General features: G+C 45.6%; 17 protein-coding genes. 11 read left to right on the top strand and 6 right to left on the bottom strand.

The genetic code is table 11. The annotated features are described in order from the left end of the window. The coding region (locus M9196_RS22735) for an IS66 family transposase (RefSeq protein WP_250619785.1) at positions 1-244 on the top strand (244 nt) is incomplete at its 5' end. 313 nt (positions 245-557) lie between these two features. On the opposite strand, the gene M9196_RS22730 is transcribed toward M9196_RS22735, so the two are convergent. Next, on the bottom strand, positions 558-1259 hold the full coding sequence (locus tag M9196_RS22730) for a 3-deoxy-D-manno-octulosonic acid kinase (protein WP_250619784.1): 702 nt from the start codon (positions 1257-1259) through the stop codon (positions 558-560). Positions 1260-1382: 123 nt separating this feature from the next. Here M9196_RS22730 and M9196_RS22725 point away from each other — a divergent pair, with 123 nt between their 5' ends. Further along, positions 1383-2435, top strand: coding sequence for a glycosyltransferase family 9 protein (locus M9196_RS22725; RefSeq protein ID WP_250619783.1), 1053 nt, complete (start codon positions 1383-1385; stop codon positions 2433-2435). 203 nt (positions 2436-2638) lie between these two features. Further along, positions 2639-3424, top strand: a complete 786-nt coding sequence (locus tag M9196_RS22720; protein ID WP_250619786.1) for a glycosyltransferase family 2 protein — start codon at positions 2639-2641, stop codon at positions 3422-3424. On the opposite strand, the gene M9196_RS22715 is transcribed toward M9196_RS22720, so the two are convergent. Further along, entirely contained in the window at positions 3393-4427 is a 1035-nt protein-coding gene (locus tag M9196_RS22715) for a glycosyltransferase family 9 protein (RefSeq protein ID WP_250619782.1), read from the bottom strand. The genes M9196_RS22720 and M9196_RS22715 overlap by 32 nt on opposite strands. 139 nt (positions 4428-4566) lie before the next feature. Between M9196_RS22715 and coaD the strand changes: the two genes are divergently transcribed. Beyond that, positions 4567-5061, top strand: a complete 495-nt coding sequence (coaD, locus tag M9196_RS22710; RefSeq protein ID WP_250619781.1) for a pantetheine-phosphate adenylyltransferase — start codon at positions 4567-4569, stop codon at positions 5059-5061. Positions 5062-5248: 187 nt separating this feature from the next. Beyond that, on the top strand, positions 5249-6664 hold the full coding sequence (locus M9196_RS22705; protein ID WP_250619780.1) for an ArnT family glycosyltransferase: 1416 nt from the start codon (positions 5249-5251) through the stop codon (positions 6662-6664). 107 nt (positions 6665-6771) lie between these two features. Here M9196_RS22705 and pyrE read toward each other — a convergent pair whose 3' ends face one another. Together pyrE and rph are read right to left on the bottom strand one after the other, a co-directional pair. Continuing rightward, positions 6772-7413, bottom strand: coding sequence for an orotate phosphoribosyltransferase (gene pyrE, locus M9196_RS22700; RefSeq protein ID WP_250619779.1), 642 nt, complete (start codon positions 7411-7413; stop codon positions 6772-6774). Positions 7414-7586: 173 nt separating this feature from the next. Beyond that, entirely contained in the window at positions 7587-8303 is a 717-nt protein-coding gene (rph, locus tag M9196_RS22695) for a ribonuclease PH (RefSeq protein ID WP_250619778.1), read from the bottom strand. A 228-nt stretch (positions 8304-8531) separates the two neighbouring features. Between rph and M9196_RS22690 the strand changes: the two genes are divergently transcribed. Next, positions 8532-9398, top strand: a complete 867-nt coding sequence (locus tag M9196_RS22690) for a YicC/YloC family endoribonuclease (RefSeq protein WP_250619777.1) — start codon at positions 8532-8534, stop codon at positions 9396-9398. Between the two features lie 57 nt (positions 9399-9455). On the opposite strand, the gene M9196_RS22685 is transcribed toward M9196_RS22690, so the two are convergent. Together M9196_RS22685 and M9196_RS22680 are read right to left on the bottom strand one after the other, a co-directional pair. After that, positions 9456-11366 carry an acyltransferase family protein gene (locus tag M9196_RS22685; protein WP_250619776.1) on the bottom strand — a complete coding sequence of 637 codons (1911 nt, stop codon included), beginning with the start codon at positions 11364-11366 and terminating at the stop codon, positions 9456-9458. A 343-nt stretch (positions 11367-11709) separates the two neighbouring features. Next, positions 11710-13080 carry an NCS2 family permease gene (locus M9196_RS22680; RefSeq protein ID WP_250619775.1) on the bottom strand — a complete coding sequence of 457 codons (1371 nt, stop codon included), beginning with the start codon at positions 13078-13080 and terminating at the stop codon, positions 11710-11712. Between the two features lie 424 nt (positions 13081-13504). On the opposite strand from M9196_RS22680, the gene gmk reads away from it, so the two are divergent. The 5 genes from gmk to recG all read left to right on the top strand — a co-directional run bounded on the left by gmk (position 13505) and on the right by recG (position 19935). Next, complete coding sequence (gene gmk / locus M9196_RS22675; RefSeq protein ID WP_250619774.1) at positions 13505-14128, top strand: guanylate kinase; 624 nt, start codon at positions 13505-13507, stop codon at positions 14126-14128. Between the two features lie 219 nt (positions 14129-14347). Continuing rightward, positions 14348-14620: a DNA-directed RNA polymerase subunit omega gene (gene rpoZ, locus M9196_RS22670; protein WP_250619773.1), complete on the top strand. Its 273-nt coding sequence runs from the start codon at positions 14348-14350 to the stop codon at positions 14618-14620. Between the two features lie 107 nt (positions 14621-14727). Further along, positions 14728-16845 (top strand): bifunctional GTP diphosphokinase/guanosine-3',5'-bis pyrophosphate 3'-pyrophosphohydrolase, encoded by a 2118-nt coding sequence (gene spoT, locus M9196_RS22665; RefSeq protein WP_250619772.1) that lies wholly within the window; start codon positions 14728-14730, stop codon positions 16843-16845. Positions 16846-16910: 65 nt separating this feature from the next. Beyond that, complete coding sequence (gene trmH, locus M9196_RS22660) at positions 16911-17597, top strand: tRNA (guanosine(18)-2'-O)-methyltransferase TrmH (RefSeq protein ID WP_250619771.1); 687 nt, start codon at positions 16911-16913, stop codon at positions 17595-17597. Positions 17598-17856: 259 nt separating this feature from the next. Continuing rightward, positions 17857-19935 carry an ATP-dependent DNA helicase RecG gene (recG, locus tag M9196_RS22655; protein WP_250619770.1) on the top strand — a complete coding sequence of 693 codons (2079 nt, stop codon included), beginning with the start codon at positions 17857-17859 and terminating at the stop codon, positions 19933-19935. Positions 19936-19964 lie beyond the last annotated feature (29 nt).

The raw sequence follows: 19964 nt of genomic DNA, 5'->3' as shown, positions 1-19964 counted from the left end.
TCACTTATCTATCGACAATAATCGTGCTGAGCGCGCAATTAAGCCACTGGTCATTGGTAGAAAGAATTGGTTATTCTCGGCTACTCAAAATGGTGCTGACGCGAGCGCGATGCTTTACAGCATCGTCGAGACCGCGAAAGCCAACGGTCTTATCCTCTACGACTACATGGTCAAGTGCATGAAGGAGCTAGCGAAAGCTGAGCCTGATATCAACGCACTCCTACCTTGGAACTTCAAACACTGACAAGTCGCCCCGTGGGTTCATGGGGCGTTTACAATCAACCAGTGCGTTTACGAGTTTAAAGTCTGACTCATTTCAGCCTACGCAGGAAAATAACAATCCCGATCAGGCAATGCTCAAGCGGACTGTATAAGCCTTGCGCACTTAAGTTACTATATTCTTAATCTGCATTACATTCACAGAGTTCAGTTTATGCCCAGTGACCTAAACCAAGTCCTTTTTGTCGGCGGCATAGTTCGATCAAGTCTATTTCATTGGGTTCGCAATCGCGCTACCAACCGCGATTGAAGGTCGCAAGTATTTAGGTGTTTGCTAGTTAGTTACTTGCGACTTGCTTTAGACATGCTATATCTTCGAGGCTAAATTGCACTCCGCGCTTGTTTTGTTCTTTTAGAAATGAGCGCTCTAGCCTTTCTAAATTCCCGCCTTTCCAGCGATCTCCATCTTGCTGATAGCATTTATCAAAATCAATAATCCACACCTTATCTTGATCATCAATCAAAATGTTATGGATATTAAGGTCGGTGTGATTGACTTGCGCTTGATGCATCTTACCTATCTCTTGGCCAATCTTGCGATACATAGACTCTGGCAAAGGTTGCTCTTGTAAGATAGCCACAAGATCTCGGGCATTGGGAATTTTTTCACTCAACAAGTCCGCTTGGTAACAAAGGCCAGACTTCGTCGCTTGAGCGGCAATCGGCCTTGGTACATTAACACCGGCTGCAATTAGAGTTTGAAGCAATTGAAACTCTTGAAAGCTACGAGTCTTTTCCCACCCTGAGAACCAATATTGGTCTTTCACTAATTTGCCAAACAGCCCACCTCGGCGATAATGGCGAAGTGCCGCGTCTATCGTTTGAGTCTGCACGAACCACGTCGTTCCTCGGCCCTGTGCGCTGCCAATGATTCTATCTTTTTGCTGCCAATACGCAGAGTCGAATACCTGCTCTACCGGTTCATTAAGTAAGTTTTCATCAAACCAATAGGTTATGTTGTTCTTTTTAACTGTTTTCAATCTCACACCCTAATTCTAGGAGCTAGGGTCAATGACCTAGAACCATTTTTCCATCCTTCTGATTTTACAATTAAACGGCTTATCTGCATAATCCTTAAATGTTTCCGACGCTTTGAATTAATTATGGCGCTTTTTAGCACTCCTCCCAAGTCTCTTTGTATATTACGTCTTTCCGCTATTGGCGATGTGTGCAACACCATTGCTGCAGTGCAAGCCATCCAAAGTCAGTGGCCAGAAACAAGCATTACTTGGATCACAGGAAAGCTTGAAGCCAAACTCCTAGAGAGTATCGATGGTATTGATGTCGTCGTGTTTGATAAAAAAGCAGGTTGGCAAGGTTACCAAAAACTTTGGCAACAATTAAAAGGTAAACGGTTTGACGCTTTATTACACATGCAATATGCGTTTCGAGCGAGTATTGCCACGCTTGGTATCAAAGCAACATATAAACTTGGCTTTGATGGAGAACGTGCACAAGACTTTCAAGGGCTGTTTACGAATGTAAAAGTACCTTCCCCTGAAAAAATGCATGTTCTAGACGGGCTAATGGCTTTTACTGAAACACTTGGTATACCGGCTATAGAGCCGACATGGCACCTTCAGTATTCCGATGATGATTATGCATGGGCTAAGGCATACATTGCTAAGAAGCGTAACTTGGTTATCGTTCCAGCGGCGAGTAAAGGCTATAAGAACTGGACAGCTGAAGGGTATGTTGACGTTATTGAATATGCGACAAAACTAGGCTGGAACATAATATTAGCAGGTAGCCCAGCCCAAATTGAAGTTGAGCTTGGTGAAAAGATTGAGAAACGTATTGCATCGCCTATTGCTAATCTTATTGGCGAGAGTAGCTTGCTCCAAATGCTTGCCCTTCTTGATCTCGCCGATTTGGTTATTGCACCGGATACTGGCCCCACTCATATGGCTAATGCGATGAAGACACCTGTGATTGGGCTTTATGCCCACCATAACCCTAAACGTACCGGGCCGTATAATTATCAAGACTATGTGGTATCTGTGTATGAAGACGCAATTTTGGCAGAGACGGGAAAAGCGAGTAGCGAGCTAAGTTGGCGGGCTCGAGTTAAGGATAAAAAAGCAATGCTGCGAATTTCTTCAAATGATGTGATTGAAATGTTCAATCGAGTAGTCAAAGCGGAGGCGCTGGATTAGTCCACCTGGCGAATCCAACGTCATCCCCATGAAAAAGGGGATCTCATCAAGCGCACCGTTATTGAAATAGTCACCCGCTTTGGGAGATCCTCACTTTCGTGAGGATGACGAAAGAAATGGGAATGGCGAAAAAGTGTGAATGGCGAGAATTTACAAATACACCGTCCCCTATTACAACCGGGAATACAAACCAACCAAGGACCATCATCGTGACCAAACCAACCCTCGCCGTGGCGTTAATTGTAAAAAACGAATCGAAGCACCTCAGAGCCTGCCTTGAAACCGTGCAAGGTTGGGTTGATGAGATCGTGATCCTCGACTCAGGAAGCAGTGATGATACCGAAAGTATTGCTCGGGAATTTAACGCTAACTTCCAGGTAAACGATAACTGGCAAGGTTTTGGCCCTCAGCGCCGTTTGGCTCAATCACATGTTCAGTCTGATTACCTGTTTTGGCTTGACGCCGATGAGCGAGTCACTCCGGAGCTAAAACAAAGTATCCTTGACGCCGTTAAGCGACAAAAGCCCGATACCATCTTCCAATTTGAGCGATTAAGCTGGGTGTTTGGCCGGTTTATCAAGCACTGTGGTTGGTACCCTGATCGCGTATTGCGCCTCTATCCAACCAAATTGACTCAATACGATGACTCACTGGTACACGAAAAAGTGCAAGTGGCTAATGACATGAAAGTGGCGACATTGAAAGGCGATTTGATCCATTACACCTACGATGATATGAACCATTATTTAGTTAAATCGGCAGGTTACGCCAAAGCCTGGGCGGAGCAACGAGAGAAGTGCGGCAAAACCTCGAGCATTAGCCAGGGCATTGTTCATGCGCTAGCTTGCTTCGTGAAGATGTATATCGTTAAAGCCGGTTTTTTAGATGGTAAACAGGGCTTCTTACTCTCTTTATTGTCCGCGCATTCCACTTTTGTAAAGTACGCGGATTTATGGATCAGGACAAGTACTGAGCCGCCCAAGGATTAAGCTCAGACACCACCTTATCCATATCGATACGAGCCATATTATCTTGGCTCGCTTTGTCTTCTGCTTGAGGTGGGCAGAAGGCAATGTGTCTACCCTTGGAGTTTAGAGGTTTCCAACGCAGCGGCGTGGCGGAACGTTTTGCAGGGAAAAAACCGACCGTCGGCACATCTAATGCCGCCGCAATGTGTAAGGGTCCTGTGGATCCTGCAATAAATACATTGGCACAAGCTAACGAACAAGAGAAATCCACCAATCCGTCATTGTTGTCGTACACGACACTTCGAGTGCCAGCACTCCCTAAGATCTGTTGCAACTCTTTGGCTTTTTCTTCTTCGCCAGGGCCTGCCGTCAATATCACTTCTACACTAGCATCAATACCACGCAGTAATTCTGCGTACTGCTCTAATGTAAGGTTATTCGCAGAACCGCCACTGCCCGCATGAACATACACCCATGGTTTGGCTTTATTTAATTCTAAAGTCGATGATAGCTTTTCTTTCTGCTTAGCTAGAGCATCAAGGGAAAAAGAAAAATAAGGTGCTCTCGGCTCGATAATATCGACCCCCTGATCGTTGAGAAAAGCACGGATAAGATCTAGATTGTACTCAAACTCAGGTTTCGCACTTTGTGAGCGCTTCTGTTTAATACGTTTGTTATAAAAGATTTGAGCGAGTTTGGTTGCTGGCGCCAGTCGGTAGGGTACTTTCGCTTTCCAGACTAATAACGCATTGTAGGTCGTCGAGAACAAATTGATAGACGCATCGAACTTGGCACCTTTTAAGGTATTAATTAGCTTACTTTGCGTCCGTTTGTCAGCGTGCTCACCAGTGTCGATGACCACTTCATCAATCCATGGGCATGCTTTTGCCAATGCCACCGTATAACTAGGTACAAGCGCTGTAATTCGACAATCAGGCATCGACGTTTTCAACATGGCAAAGCTAGGCCAAGCCAGCATAAAATCACCGATCTTATCGTTTCTCACCACCAGTATGTTTTTCATGAGTTGTTTCTCTTATTTTTTGAACCTAGCTTTTCAAGGATAATAGCAAGTCATTAGAACAATGATAACTCTTGGCTGCCTATTTGTTCTCGCTCATAAAATGCTACACTGAATAAAATTTCAAATTAGAGCAAACATTGTGACCCAAAAGCGTCTTTCTCGTGTCATTTACCCAGGCACGTTTGACCCCATTACGAATGGCCATCTCGACCTAATCGAACGAGCTGCCACTATGTTTGACGAAGTGATTATCGCTATTGCTGCAAGCCCAAGCAAAAACACCATGTTCACTTTGGAGGAGCGGGTCAGTTTCGTTCAAGCCGTCACGAAGCACCTAGACAATGTCTCAACCAAAGGTTTTTCAGGACTCTTAGTCAATTTTGCCGAAGAGGAAAAAGCCAATGTATTGATTCGTGGACTTAGAACCACGGTCGATTTTGAGTATGAATTTGGTCTCACCAATATGTATCGTCGCCTATTGCCAGGGTTAGAGAGCGTATTTCTAACACCAGCGGAGGAGCATGCCTTCATCTCATCCACACTGGTTAGAGAGGTTGCTATTCATGGTGGTGATGTAAGTCAGTTTGTCCCTCCTCTTATTGAACAAGCTCTGCAAACCAAAAAAGTGGTCTAACAACGGCACTTTGTTTATAAAATCACACTCCTTAACAATAGATTGATTGCCAATTTATTGACCTACACTTAAAGAATGTGTGAGACTTCGTGAGTTTTTATTTGGCAGGATGATATAGCTATTCTCCTGTTTTGATTGATGACAGTTGTACTGTCGTTTGTTTTGGCGACAAGTTGGAGCTAATAAAATGATTAATAAAGAGCGAGCGCTTTGGACCTTGCTAATTGGTGCATTGCTCATCCGCCTGCTTTCTCTCGGGCTCTATCCATTAATGGATACGACAGAATCCCGTTATGGGGAAATGGCGAGAATGATGGTAGAAACCGGAAATTGGTTAACTCCATTATTTGACTATGGTGTCCCTTTTTGGGGTAAACCCCCTCTCTTTACTTGGATGAGTGCTGCGAGCGTTGAGCTATTTGGTCTGTCCGAGTTTACCTTGCGTCTTCCTCACTGGGTTGCCGGTGTTTTGGTTATTTGGATGGCGGCGTGGTTTGCTAAAAAGAACAGTTATAACCCACTTGTCGCAGCGCTTGTACTTTCTACGACTTTAGTTTTCTCCATTTCAGCTGGTGCTGTAATGACGGATATGGCACTAACTGTTGGCCTCACGCTCGCCATGATTGGTTTTTATCAATGCTGGAAAGGTGAATTACTTTGGGGCTATGCGGGCTTTGTTGGTTTAGCCATTGGTTTACTCGCCAAAGGCCCTGTCGCCATTGTGTTATTTGGTTTAGCCGTCTTCCCGTGGATGGTTATTCAACACGGCATCATTGGTGCTTTCGTTGAGCTATGGCGTCGATTCCCTCTGATTAAAGGCACACTGTTGATGCTGGCAATCGCACTACCTTGGTACATCCTAGCTGAACGCGCAACGCCAGGGTTCATTGATTACTTTATTGTTGGTGAGCACTATAAACGCTTTGTAGAGCCGGGGTGGACGGGCGACTTATACGGTTCTGGACATCAAGAACCTAAAGGTAAAATCTGGTTCTTTTGGCTACTGGCTGTCCTACCTTGGTCAATCATTTTGCCGATATTGATGTTAATTCGTGCTAAGTTTGGCTGGCAACAAGCGAAACAAAATCAGGGCTTTACCAGCTTTGCTATTTGGTGGCTATTGTCGCCACTTATCCTATTTACGATGTCGAGTAATATCCTACCCACTTACGTGCTACCAGGTACACCAGCCATTGGTATTTTGCTAGCAATCTTCTGGAAGAAGAAAGACACGATTTGGTTAGCTATAGCTTCTCTTATTGTCCCTATCGCCCTGATCGCCGCGACGTATTTACTCGCAACAGGCAAAGTTCCTGATAACAGTGACAAAGCCATTTTTGAAACGATTGATCCTGACGTAAGTGCATTCTACGTGTACCCAAGATCATACTCAGGTCAATACTACAGTAACGGTCAAGCGAAAGTCTTTGAAACGGATGAGCAAGTGAAGCAGCTCAATGAGTTTTACATTATCTCTTATAAAGATCGACAAGCAGACTTTGTTCCGTTTAAAGAAAAATACGATTGTAGCGAGGATGCTGTCGCGGAAAGCCATGACCGCATGGCCCTAATTTGTAAAATAAAACCGCCAAAAAACGACTAAGAATAATTCCACACCTAACAAAAAGGGTCTGTATGTTTTCATACAGACCCTTTTTATATCTCACTGATTGTTTATAACCAAAGAAAATAAACAACAAAGCTCAAAAGTTAAATGCCGTACTCCGCACGATACGCTTTCACCGCTTCAAGATGCTCAGCATTGTCGCCTTTGTCTTCTAGATAAGTGATGAGGTCCGTTAAGCTCACAATCGAAATCACCGCGCAACCAAAGTCACGCTCCACTTCCTGAATCGCAGACAATTCACCCTTGCCCTTTTCTTGGCGATCAATCGCGACCAATACACCGGCTAAGTCAGCACCATTTGCTTTGATGATTTCCATCGATTCACGAATCGCAGTTCCCGCCGTAATCACATCATCCACCAGCATAATGCGACCTTCTAGTGGGCTGCCTACTAAACTACCACCTTCACCGTGCGTCTTTGCTTCTTTACGGTTAAAACAGTAAGGCGTGTCCACATCGTAGTGATCGGCAAGTGCTACTGCTGTTGTTGTCGCAATAGGGATACCTTTGTATGCAGGGCCAAATAGCACGTCATATTGAATTTCAGAATCGGCCAATGCAGCCGCATAGAAACGACCTAAACGAGCAAGGTCGCGACCTGTATTAAAAAGACCAGCGTTAAAGAAATAAGGACTTTTACGACCTGACTTAAGGGTAAACTCACCAAACTTTAGAACTTCTTTTTCTAAGGCAAATTCAATAAATTCACGCTGGTATGCTTTCATGTTTTTTCTCTCTTTTATTGTGTTCGTCATCCCCTTGAAAATGGGATCGTCCAAAGCGAGTCATGCGCTTTATGAGGTCCTCACTTTCGTGAGGATGACGGTTATCTTTTTAACAGTTATTCAGTGTGCGTTATGCACAAAAAAATAGCTCCCTTACGGGAGCCATTCAAATACTAATCTTCTAATGCCAACTTCTGAGCGGTGACGATCTCGGCAATGCCGTTTTTCGCGGACTCCAGCAACGCCATGAGCTCCTCATGACAGAACGGTTCGCCTTCTGCTGTGCCTTGGATTTCGATCATACGACCATCTTCTGTCATCACAACATTCATGTCAGTATCGGCGGCTGAATCTTCTACGTACTCAAGGTCACAGAAAATGTTTTCGCCAAGAATGCCAACAGAAACCGCGGCAACGTGGCTCTTCATTGGGTTCGCTTTCAGGGAGCCTTTCTTCACTAGGTGAGCGAATGCATCCGCCATTGCAACACTTGCGCCAGAAATCGCTGCAGTACGAGTACCGCCGTCCGCTTGGATAACATCACAGTCAACCGTAACCATGATTTCACCCATTGATTCAAGATCAACCACGGCGCGCAGGCTACGAGCAATCAGGCGCTGGATTTCCATGGTACGGCCACCTTGCTTACCGCTTGCTGCTTCACGACGCATTCTTGAATGCGTTGAACGTGGCAACATACCGTATTCAGCGGTCACCCAGCCCTTACCTTTGCCTTTTAACCAGCGTGGTACATTTTCTTCCACGGTGGCATTACACAACACTTTGGTATTGCCAAACTCGACAAGAACAGAGCCTTCAGCATAAGCCGTATAGTTGCGAGTAATTTTAATTGGGCGCACTTGCTCTGCTGCGCGGTCATTTGGACGCATGGACATTACCTTCAGTAAGGGAGGGGTTTGGTTGGACGGAGATTATAGCGGAGAAGGGTGTATGGGTCTAGGTGCTTGGTCCTTGGTCCTTGGTCCTTGGTCCTTGGTAGAAGATAGTTCGCTTGACCCCAAGGGCCTAGGACCATCTTTTACCTAGAGCCATCTTTTTAAACTGTGCTACCATGAGTGCAGTTTGAACACATTTATTGAATCCAAGGGAATCATTTCATGATCTACAGCATGACCGCTTACGCTCGTAAAGAAGTCAAAGGTGACTGGGGCAGCGCCGTTTGGGAAATCCGTTCAGTCAACCAGCGTTATCTCGAAACCTATTTCCGCCTTCCTGAGCAGTTTAGAGGTCTTGAACCTGTACTTCGTGAGCGCTTCCGTAAACGCCTAGCGCGCGGAAAGGTTGAATGTAACCTACGTTTTGAAGCCAACCCTGCTGCAAAGACAGAGCTTAATATCAACGAAGCACTTGCTACTCAGGTTATCAATGCGGCAAAACAAGTGATGAGTCTAACCGGTGAAGAAAGCCGCCTTAATCCATTCCAAGTCATGAACTGGCCTGGTGTGATGGAAACTCCTGAGCAAGACATGGATACCATCAACAAAGAACTGCTGGCAGGTTTTGAAACAGCATTAAGCGACTTTATTGATGCGCGTGCAAGCGAAGGCAGCAATATGAAAGCCCTCATTGACCAACGCCTAGAAGCTATCACAAGCGAAGTGGTCAAAGTGCGCGCTCGTATGCCTGAAATCATTGAATGGCAACGTGAGCGTCTACTGGGTAAATTTGAAGACGCAAAAGTTGAACTTGATGCGAGCCGTGTTGAGCAAGAGCTGATTTTACTGGCACAGAAATCTGATGTGGCAGAAGAGCTTGATCGCCTAGACTCTCACGTTAAAGAAACGCACTCAATCATGAAAAAAGGCGGGGCGTGTGGTCGCCGTTTAGACTTCATGATGCAAGAGTTCAACCGTGAGTCGAATACGCTGGCATCAAAATCCATCAGCACAGATATCACTGCATCAGGTGTTGAGCTTAAGGTGCTGATTGAGCAAATGCGTGAGCAGATCCAGAACATTGAATAGGCAAAATAAAAGCACTTTATTGACTAATGAAGTGCTTTCTTTGCCCCCCAATTATTGCTATTTCAGAGCTTCAAGCATACCCAACTGATCCATTTTTTCACCTAGCCATCTTGAAGCATCAAGGTTTAAATGATTATTATCCATATAGAGTACGACTCCTTCTATTTCAACATGGCATCTCGTTGCATCGCATAATACTAAACTAGGGTCGATAAGCGTCACTTTTGGGCGTAACTGAATCACCTCTGAAAGCACCTTTCTTACTACCACTTGCCTATCTAAAAACTCAGCTTTATCGATAGTACAATCCGACTTACCCATCTTCATATACCGCCTAATCGCACAATTAGCCGCATTAAATGGATATGTGGGGATAGAGGACATGATGACAATACGTGTATCACCGCTCGCTTCAATCGAGTCGATAGTAGTAAGTAACGCTTTCTTGAGAAATTCAGCTTTTGATATCGGAGTCACACCCTCACTAAATTCGGCTTCCAACGATGTTCCGTAGGCTGGATCATTTACCATTTGTACATAGTTACCCCATCGAGCTCCTATTAATACAACTGACGGCTGAATATCCTTAATCAACGCCATTGTGGAGATATTAGAATTTAAACAGTTTTGGTCTGATTCCTTTGAATTTAAAACTCCAACTAGAGGAAGACATCCTCCCGCCCCAAGGATTCTAGAACGCACTTGATAATTTTCTTTTAAATATTCCATCATCCCCCTTAAGTGTGCACCATGGGAGTCCCCCCAGATCAAAACATTCGGTGATAAGTCATAAGTCTTTTCTATTGGTTCACTCATAATTTGAGCATTGGCTCTTTGTGCTTCTGCCGTCAAGCGTGATGGCAAACCGTTAGTCTTCTCTAACCACTGTGATGCGGCCAAAAATAGGAGTACGGGGAGTACAAAGTAGTAAATAAAAACACTCCGCCTTCGTTGTATATACTTATGGCGTAATGGGGTTTCTATGTACTTCCAGCTAAAAAATGACAGCAAAAACGTACCTAATATTAGTCCAGCTTTTATAACCATTGTCATTTCGATAAGGTATAAACCAAACACCCAAAGTGGCCAATGCCACAAATACAGTGAATAAGACATTTGCCCTAACAATCTAGGCACACGTGCCGCGATCCAAGTCGCATTGAGTCTACAATGGCCCGCATATAGAAAAAGCATCGTTAATAACGTTGGGTACAGCGCATTCAACCCAGGAAAGCTGGTGTTTCGATCAAATAAAATAGCAACAAAAAGAAGTCCAACAAGCGACATGTTTTGACAGAGCTTCGCTTTATGCTCAGAGAGTAACGGTAGCTCATGAATCACTAACGCCAACCATGCACCGGCCAACATTTCAAACGCCCTTGATGGCAATTGAAAATAAGCATGAGACGGCAAGGTGTATAGCCAATATTGAGATAGTACGACACTGACTAAGATCAGACCAAACGCTACATAACTTGTTTTAGAGAAGAAGCGACTTCTATAGGCTAAAACAACCAAAAAAGGCCAAACAAAGTAAAACTGCTCTTCCACATTGAGTGACCATACGTGTAGCAATGGCTGAAGGCTTGCATCAGGTGCAAAATAACCCGATTGATTCGCTAGAAAATGATTAACATGAAACGTAACTGCATAACGTAACGCATGGCCTAATCCTGCTAAATCATTTGGGCTAAAGATCAAGTAACCAAGCAGCAACGAAAACAACGTCATAGCATAGAAAGCGGGAAGTAACCTCTTAGCTCGTCGCAAGTAAAAGCCAGAAAAAGAAAAAGTTTCTTCTCTCAAGTGATGAACGATAACTTGTGTAATCAAGAATCCTGATATTACAAAGAATACATCAACGCCAATAAACCCTCCGGTTAACCAAGGCGTTATTTCAAAATGGAAGGCGATAACTAATAATACGGCAAAAGCCCGTAAGCCATCTATATCGTAACGGTATTTCATACTACTCACTCGTAACACTTCAACTTACTCGATTACATCAAAATCCCCATAGCTTTTAGACTATAGTTCACCCATGGACGTCACCTTGAAGCTGAGTAAAACTCTCTTTGCCCATCCGCACAATGAACTCGTGACATTTAGGGGGCTGAAAATAGCAGATATACGCCTGATGTAAACCCTTCTTAATCGTGTGAGTACACTATACTAAGCACGACACTCATACTCGGTTTATATTAAGCATTCGTTAGAAATACACCATGGAAATACAAAGCGCCTAAAAATGTAAAGCCTCACATAACACTATGTGAGGCTTTACATTGAACCCAGGGTGATGTGTAACTAACTACAGCAACAACAAATACGTCATAAACAGCGCACACAGTACAAAAATAACTGGGTGCACTTCTTTACGCTTACCGGCAACAACCATGGTAAAGGCGTAGCTAATGAAGCCCATCGCCATGCCATTGGCAGGAGAGAAGCTAAGGACGGTGAACATGATAGTAAAGAAGGCCGCGATACGTGACTCTTTCTTTTCCCAATCAATCTGTCCTAGGCGACCAATCATATAAATACCCACAACCACCATTGCAGGGGCAACCATTGCTGCCGAGAATACTGAAAACAGCGGGTATAAGAACAAGGATAGGAAGAAAAGCCCCGCGACAACGACCGCTGCTAAACCAGTTCTTGCGCCTTGCGAAGAAGCAATACCCGACTCAGAAAATGCCGTTATCGATGTTGTCCCTAAAATAGATCCAATCACCGTGCCACCCGCATCCGCTACCAGTGCAGAGCGGGCATTCGGCACTTTGCCGTCTTTATCAATAATGCCCGCATCTTTACCTACACCAACAATGGTGCTTAACCCGTCAAAGAAATCGACAATCAGGAAGATGATGACGATAAACAGCAGATCGAACATCTTTTCTGCCGTTAAGCCCGACACATCAAAAATGGCGCCAAAGCTGCCTGCCATACTCGGCGGCATCGACACCAACTGATCAGGCAGTGGAGCGTTTGATGTGCCCATGAAAGTGTCAGCTAGCACCGTTAGAACGATCGCAGAGATAAACGAGATGAACGTGGCGAGTTTAATATCACGTACCATACAACCCAGTGCAACAAAGATACTGATATACGCAATGATGACTTTAGGGTCTGAAATATCGCCCATACTCACCAAAATAAAGGGGTTAGCAACAATAATTCCGGCATTTTTCAAACCCAGGAAAGCGATAAACAAGCCAAGAGAGACCGTAATGGCAAGTTTTAGATCTTCTGGTATCGATTCAATCATCGCTTTACGTATTTTGGTCAGCGATAGAATGAGGTAAATCACGCCGGAAAAGAAGATGCCTAATAGCGCTTCGTGCCAAACCAACGCCACTGAGCCACTTAATAACATGCCTTTAAAGAAGCCGTTCATGCTCATGCCTGGCGCTAACATCACGGGGTAGTTACCAAATACGCCCATGATAAGAGTCGCAATGCCTGCCGCGAGTGCCGTCGCAGTAAAGACAGCCCCTCTGTCCATGCCCGGTATGTCACCTAGAATCGCAGGGTTAACGGCGAGGATATAACTCATCGCGAGGAAGGTAATAAATCCGGCGTACGCTTCAGTACCGATAGTGGATTTACGCTCAGAAATTTTAAACGTTGTTTCGATTAACGAAGTTTTTGCTGGTTTTTTGCCAGCCACATCAACACTCACGATAAAACCTGCTTACTTTGATTGCGAAAAGTCGTTCAGTTCATCAACTAAACTTGAAAAGTTGGCGCGGATTTTAATCAGCTTCGTGAATAATTCAATCAATTTCGTTCTTTTTTATAATCTTTTTTATCTCTTAAAAAACAAAGCTTTGATTATTAAGCAAACGTTTGCTGTAAGTCTTACTTTCTTCCCACGTAATTCACTGCCCTCTTTTGCTCTTTCCCGTGTTGTCGCCCAATGCGTGTTCGAGCTCTGTCACTTGTCGAAAACCCCCAACTTGTGCTACTCTTCGCCTCCATTTTTCTGACTGATTTTTCAACAACTTCAGTCGGTACTATATTTATATAATGAAACGTAATTTATATAATGAAACGTAGCTGACGGTGCGTTTCTGTTATTAATCCTGAACTATGGACTCACACCTATGGGCAAAGGCACTTTATATATCGTTTCCGCACCGAGCGGAGCAGGTAAATCAAGCTTGATTTCAGCGATGCTGGAGACGAATCCGACATACGCGATGAAGGTATCGGTCTCGCACACGACTCGTGACATGCGCCCAGGTGAAGAGCACGGTATTCACTATCACTTTGTTGAAAAATGCGATTTTGAAGCTCTCATTGAGCAAGGGGCATTTCTTGAGCACGCTGAAGTGTTTGGGAACTACTACGGCACCTCTCGACTTTGGATTGAAGAAACCCTAAATAAGGGTATCGATGTTTTCTTAGATATTGATTGGCAAGGCGCACGTCAAATCCGTGAACAAATGCCTGCGGCGAAGAGTGTCTTTATTTTACCACCATCAAACGGTGAGCTAGAGCGTCGTCTGAATGTTCGTGGTCAAGATAGCGACGAAGTGATTGCCAAGCGTATGAGTGAAGCTAAATCAGAAATTTCACACTACGCTGAATACGATTATGTCATTATCAATGACGACTTTGATGTTGCACTGATCGACTTCAAGGCCATTTTGCGTGCTGAACGTTTGAAGCAAGATAAACAGACCATTAAGTACAAAGGTATGCTTGACGCGCTGCTATCTTCATAGCTCGTTAAGCTTACCTTGATCATTCATAACGTAATGATCAGGTTATAAAATCCTCATTTACCTATATACTTGTTAGCGACGTATTGAATACTCGTCGACAAAATACGGGTAAATGAACAGTCATCGGGCTATTTTGGGATCATTTGTGATCTAGTATCCATCCCCATTAGCCTGTATACTTTCTCGTCATCTAAAATTTAGTTAATTATTGGAGTTCTTATGGCACGCGTAACTGTTCAAGACGCTGTTGAAAAAGTTGGTAACCGCTTCGACCTAGTTCTTATTTCGTCTCGCCGCGCACGTCAAATGCAAATCGGTGGTAAAGACGCATTAGTGCCAGAAGAAAATGATAAGCCTACGGTTATCGCACTTCGCGAAATCGAAGAAGGCTTGATCACTAAAGAAGTTCTAGATGCTCGTGAGCGTCAAGAACAGCAAGAGCAAGAAGCAGCTGAGCTAGCCGCTGTTAGCAGCATCGCTCACAACCGTTAATTCGAACCGAATGGTTTGAAGCGTAAAGGGTTAGATCGTCACAAGTTGTTATCTGCCCCTTTAAGCCAGGAAACTATTCGAGTTCCATCGACTTTCGGGCCTACAATTTGTACCTATTCGATAGCCTTAAAGACGTTGCCCAAGAATACCTAACAGAGCCTCACCTTGAGGCTCTGCGTCAATCTTATGTGGTAGCAAGAGATGCCCATGAAGGGCAGTTCCGCTCGAGCGGAGAACCATACATCATCCACCCGGTCGCGGTAGCCCGTATCCTCGCAGAAATGCGCTTGGATATTGAAACGCTACAAGCGGCATTATTGCATGATGTTATTGAAGACACTGAAGTCACCAAAGAAGAGCTAGAAGAACAATTCGGTACCACCGTTGCCGAGCTCGTCGATGGCGTATCCAAACTCGATAAGCTTAAATTCCGAGATCGCAAAGAAGCCCAAGCAGAGAACTTTCGTAAGATGGTCCTTGCCATGGTGCAAGACATTCGCGTGATCTTGATAAAACTTAGCGACCGAACGCATAACATGCGCACGCTCGGTGCCCTGCGCCCAGATAAAAAGCGTCGTATTGCCCGCGAAACCCTCGAAATTTATGCCCCACTCGCCCACCGTCTTGGTATTCATAACATTAAAACTGAGCTAGAAGAGCTCGGCTTTGAAGCCTTGTATCCCAACCGATACCGCGTTCTAAAAGAAGTGGTTAAATCGGCGCGTGGTAACCGTAAAGAAATGATCCAACGCATTCACAGTGAAATTGAAGGTCGCCTTGAAGAAGTCGGCTTGACGGTTCGCGTGCTAGGTCGTGAAAAAAACCTGTTCTCCATCTACAACAAGATGAAAACCAAAGAACAGCGCTTTCACACCATTATGGACATTTATGCCTTTCGCGTGATTGTAGACACGGCGGATACTTGTTATCGCGTTCTCGGTCAGGTGCACAGCTTGTATAAGCCGCGTCCAGCCCGCATGAAAGATTATATTGCGGTACCAAAAGCCAATGGCTATCAATCCCTGCATACCTCTATGGTTGGCCCTCATGGTGTCCCTGTTGAAGTACAAATTCGTACTGAAGACATGAACCAAATGGCCGACAAAGGTGTCGCGGCGCATTGGGCTTACAAAGGCAATGGTGATCGTTCGGGTACGACGGCACAAGTGAAAGCACAGCGCTGGATGCAAAGCTTACTTGAGCTACAGCAAAGTGCGGGTAACTCCTTTGAATTTATCGAAAACGTAAAATCGGATCTGTTCCCAGATGAGATTTACGTCTTCACGCCAAAAGGTCGCATTGTAGAGCTTCCTCTTGGAGCAACGGCCGTTGATTTTGCTTACGCGGTGCATACTGATGTGGGTAATACCTGTGTTGGTGCTCGTGTTGATCGTCAACCTTATCCATTGAGCAAAGCGCTGAAAAATGGCCAAACGGTGGAAATTATCAGTGCACCGGGCGCGCGTCCAAATGCCGCTTGGTTGAACTATGTGGTGACGTCCCGAGCTCGTACTAAGATCCGCCAGGTTCTTAAGACTATGCGTCGCGAAGAATCCGTGGTTCTCGGTCGTCGCTTGCTCAATCATGCTTTAGGTCGCCACTCGATCGATACTATCTACCCAGAAAATATCGACGAAGTGCTGAAAGATCTGCGCTTGGACAATATTGATGACTTGCTCGCGGCTATTGGCTTGGGTGAACTCATGAGTATCGTCATTGCTCGACGTCTATTAGGTGATACGGATGAGCTGACCCAGACGAGTTCAGTGCCGTCATCAGGAAAAAGGCTGCCAATTCGTGGCGCTGAAGGCATTTTGCTAACGTTTGCAAACTGCTGCCACCCGATTCCAGACGACAGCATCATTGCGCATGTCTCGCCGGGCCGTGGTCTCGTTGTGCACCGTGAAACCTGTCCGAACGTAAGGGGTCATCAGAAAGAGCCCGATAAGTACATGGCGGTTGAATGGAGTGACGGCTACGAACAAGAGTTTACCGCTGAACTGAAAGTGGATTTACATAACCACCAAGGTGCATTGGCAGAACTGACTAACGTCATTGCTAAAACAGGCTCAAATATTCACGGTATCTCGACCGAGGAACGTGATGGTCGCCTGTATACCGTAACGGTGTTGCTCACGACAAAAGACCGCGTGCATTTAGCCGGTATCATGAAGCGTATTCGTGTTATGCCGCATGCATTACGAGTCAGACGACGCAAAAACTAGTTGTTAATGAGATAACTTCAACGGGTTCGATAGTCATATCGAACCCGTTTTATTTGGAAAGAATCATGAACCTCGAACGTTACAACCGCATTCAAGATGTACTTCGTGCTCGCCAAACCGACCTTACTCTATTGCTTGAAGAAGTACACAAACCTAACAACGTGTCCGCCGTGATAAGAACTGCAGATGCAGCAGGTGTTCACAAAGTGCATGCCGTTTGGCCGAATAAACAAATGCGCACACTAAGCCATACGTCTGCAGGTGCTCGAAATTGGGTGGAAGTTGAAACCCACCACTCCGTTTCAGACGCGATTGGTGAACTGAAGCAGCAAGGCATGCAAGTTTTAGCCACGAACCTTTCTGAAAGTGCCGTTGATTTTCGCGACATCGACTACACCAAACCGACAGCGATTATTTTAGGCGGTGAGAAGGAAGGCATATCCGGTCATGCGCTTAACGGCGCCGATCAAGACATCATCATCCCCATGGTTGGCATGGTGCAATCACTCAACGTCTCCGTCGCCAGTGCGCTCATTTTGTTTGAAGCACAGCGGCAACGTCAGCTTGCTGGTATGTACCAGCGAGAAACCAGTGCACTGCCCCCGGAAACGATCCACCGCATTTTATTTGAGCGCGGTCACCCGGTACTGGCAAAAGTCGCCAAGAAAAAGCGCCTTCCCTATCCACCACTGGATGACCAAGGGCAAATTGTTGCGGATCAGGATTGGTGGGCGGAGATGCAGCAAAAATAGAACCTGGTTCTATGGTTCTATGGTTCTAGCCAACACTACCCAATGGCCTATAGTAACCTTCTAAAACCACCTTCTCGGATGTAGCGACCTTAAACATCCAAGGAGGTGCACCCACGATGAAAACATTTCCATCCATAGGGCCCTTTCATCCACAGGACCCTTTTACCCGCAGAACCATAGAACCGCTCTTATTCCCTCCTGTACAAAAAGACAGTAAAATGCTTGAATATCAGTATCTCGTTTAGTAATGGTTTGTCATATGGCTCAGCTGTTGTCCGCAATTTCTCTCACTTCCCTCAACGGTGTCGGCGCAAAGGTCGCTGAAAAACTGGCGAAGGTCGGTCTGCATAATGTTCAGGACTTACTGTTCCATCTCCCTCATCGCTACGAAGATCGCACACGTATTTACCCCATTGTAAAATTGCACGCGGGATTATGGGGGTCGGTTCAAGGCAAGATCATGAGTAGCGACGTCAGTTTTGGGCGCAAGAAAATGCTGACGGTCAAAGTCAGTGATGGCAATGGCACCATTACGTTACGTTTCTTTAATTTTACCGCCGCCATGAAGAACAATTTTTCCGATGGTAAAGTGATCGTTGCCTATGGTGAAGTCAAGCGAGGGCAGTTAGGGCTGGAGATCATCCACCCTGACTACAAGTTTCAAACCACAGAACGAAGCCCTGCTCTTGAACAAACGCTGACACCGGTTTACCCGACAACGGATGGGTTACGCCAACTGACATTGCGTAGCCTCACCGACCAAGCTCTCGAGCTAATGGATAAGAGCGCCGTTGATGAGCTGCTGCCTAGCGGACTATACAACCAACAAATCACTCTAACGCAAGCCCTGCATACCATCCATCGTCCACCACCATCGATCAATGTCGACGATTTTGACGAAGGCAGGCACCCAGCTCAGCAACGATTAATCATTGAAGAGCTCATGGCACAAAATCTGTCCATGCTTGCTGTACGCAGCCAAGGCCAGCAAGACAAAGCCATTGCCCTGCCAGAAATTGGCCGTTTTAAGCAACAATTGCTCGAACAGTTGCCGTTTTCACCAACCAACGCTCAAAACCGTGTGGTTAACGAAATAGAGCAGGATCTACTCAAAACTGCACCCATGATGCGCTTGGTGCAAGGCGACGTGGGCTCAGGAAAAACCCTTGTCGCGGCGCTTGCAGCGTTACGCGCGATAGAACACGGCTACCAAGTAGCGATGATGGCCCCAACCGAGCTGCTCGCCGAGCAACATGCCATCAATTTTGCCAACTGGTTTGAATCCATGGGAATTACGGTTGGTTGGTTGTCTGGTAAGCAAAAAGGCAAGGCTAAAGAGGCTGAGTTAGCACGCATTGCCAGTGGTGAGGCGAAAATGGTGGTGGGGACTCATGCTCTATTTCAAGAATCCGTTGCGTTTCATAACCTTGCTTTAGTCATTATTGACGAACAACATCGCTTTGGCGTCCACCAGCGTTTAGAGTTGCGAGAAAAAGGCGCCAAACAAGGCTATTACCCTCATCAGCTTATTATGACCGCGACACCAATACCGCGCACGCTGGCAATGACCGCCTACGCCGACCTAGAAACCTCAGTTATTGATGAGCTACCGCCCGGCCGTACGCCAATACAAACCGTTGCGCTGCCAGATACCAAACGTGATGCCATTATCGAACGTGTCAAGCACGCCTGCTTAACGGAAGGCAAACAGGCGTATTGGGTCTGTACGCTTATTGATGAATCGGAAGTATTAGAAGCGCAAGCTGCGGCCGATACCGCAGAAGATCTGCAACGCCAACTGCCCGAGGTTAAAGTCGGGTTGGTGCATGGCCGCATGAAATCTGCCGAGAAGCAGGCGGTCATGCAGCAATTTAAAGACAACGAACTTCATCTTCTTGTTGCGACAACGGTGATTGAAGTGGGCGTCGATGTGCCTAACTCGAGTTTAATGATCATTGAAAACCCAGAACGCCTAGGCTTAGCTCAGCTTCACCAGTTAAGGGGGCGGGTTGGACGTGGAACCGTCGCAAGTCATTGCGTGCTGCTGTATCACTCTCCGCTATCCAAAACCGCGCAGAAGCGCTTAGGTGTATTGAGAGAGAGCAACGATGGTTTTGTGATTGCGCAGCGAGATTTAGAAATCCGTGGTCCAGGGGAACTCCTTGGCACCAAACAAACCGGACTGGCGGATTTTAAAATTGCAGACTTGGTCCGCGACCAACGCCTTGTCCCTGACGTTCAAAGGATCGCCCGTCACGTTCATGAACAGTATCCAGACAATGCTAAGAAGATTATTGACCGCTGGCTAGGCGATAGAGAATGGTACGCTAAGGCATAGGGTAACCATACTACGTAACCGATCATAAG

Origin of the sequence: Vibrio methylphosphonaticus, assembly GCF_023634655.1 — a bacterium.
Lineage (GTDB): Bacteria > Pseudomonadota > Gammaproteobacteria > Enterobacterales > Vibrionaceae > Vibrio > Vibrio methylphosphonaticus.
This window is presented reverse-complemented; position numbering and strand designations above follow the sequence as displayed.

Coding starts and splice junctions, on each gene's coding strand:
- rpoZ (WP_250619773.1), top strand. CDS start 14,348: ATGGCACGCGTAACTGTTCAAGACGCTGTTGAAAAAGTTGGTAACCGC.
- M9196_RS22715 (WP_250619782.1), bottom strand. CDS start 4,427: ATGAAAAACATACTGGTGGTGAGAAACGATAAGATCGGTGATTTTATG.
- rph (WP_250619778.1), bottom strand. CDS start 8,303: ATGCGTCCAAATGACCGCGCAGCAGAGCAAGTGCGCCCAATTAAAATT.
- M9196_RS22685 (WP_250619776.1), bottom strand. CDS start 11,366: ATGAAATACCGTTACGATATAGATGGCTTACGGGCTTTTGCCGTATTA.
- M9196_RS22725 (WP_250619783.1), top strand. CDS start 1,383: ATGGCGCTTTTTAGCACTCCTCCCAAGTCTCTTTGTATATTACGTCTT.
- M9196_RS22705 (WP_250619780.1), top strand. CDS start 5,249: ATGATTAATAAAGAGCGAGCGCTTTGGACCTTGCTAATTGGTGCATTG.
- gmk (WP_250619774.1), top strand. CDS start 13,505: ATGGGCAAAGGCACTTTATATATCGTTTCCGCACCGAGCGGAGCAGGT.
- recG (WP_250619770.1), top strand. CDS start 17,857: ATGGCTCAGCTGTTGTCCGCAATTTCTCTCACTTCCCTCAACGGTGTC.
- trmH (WP_250619771.1), top strand. CDS start 16,911: ATGAACCTCGAACGTTACAACCGCATTCAAGATGTACTTCGTGCTCGC.
- pyrE (WP_250619779.1), bottom strand. CDS start 7,413: ATGAAAGCATACCAGCGTGAATTTATTGAATTTGCCTTAGAAAAAGAA.
- M9196_RS22690 (WP_250619777.1), top strand. CDS start 8,532: ATGATCTACAGCATGACCGCTTACGCTCGTAAAGAAGTCAAAGGTGAC.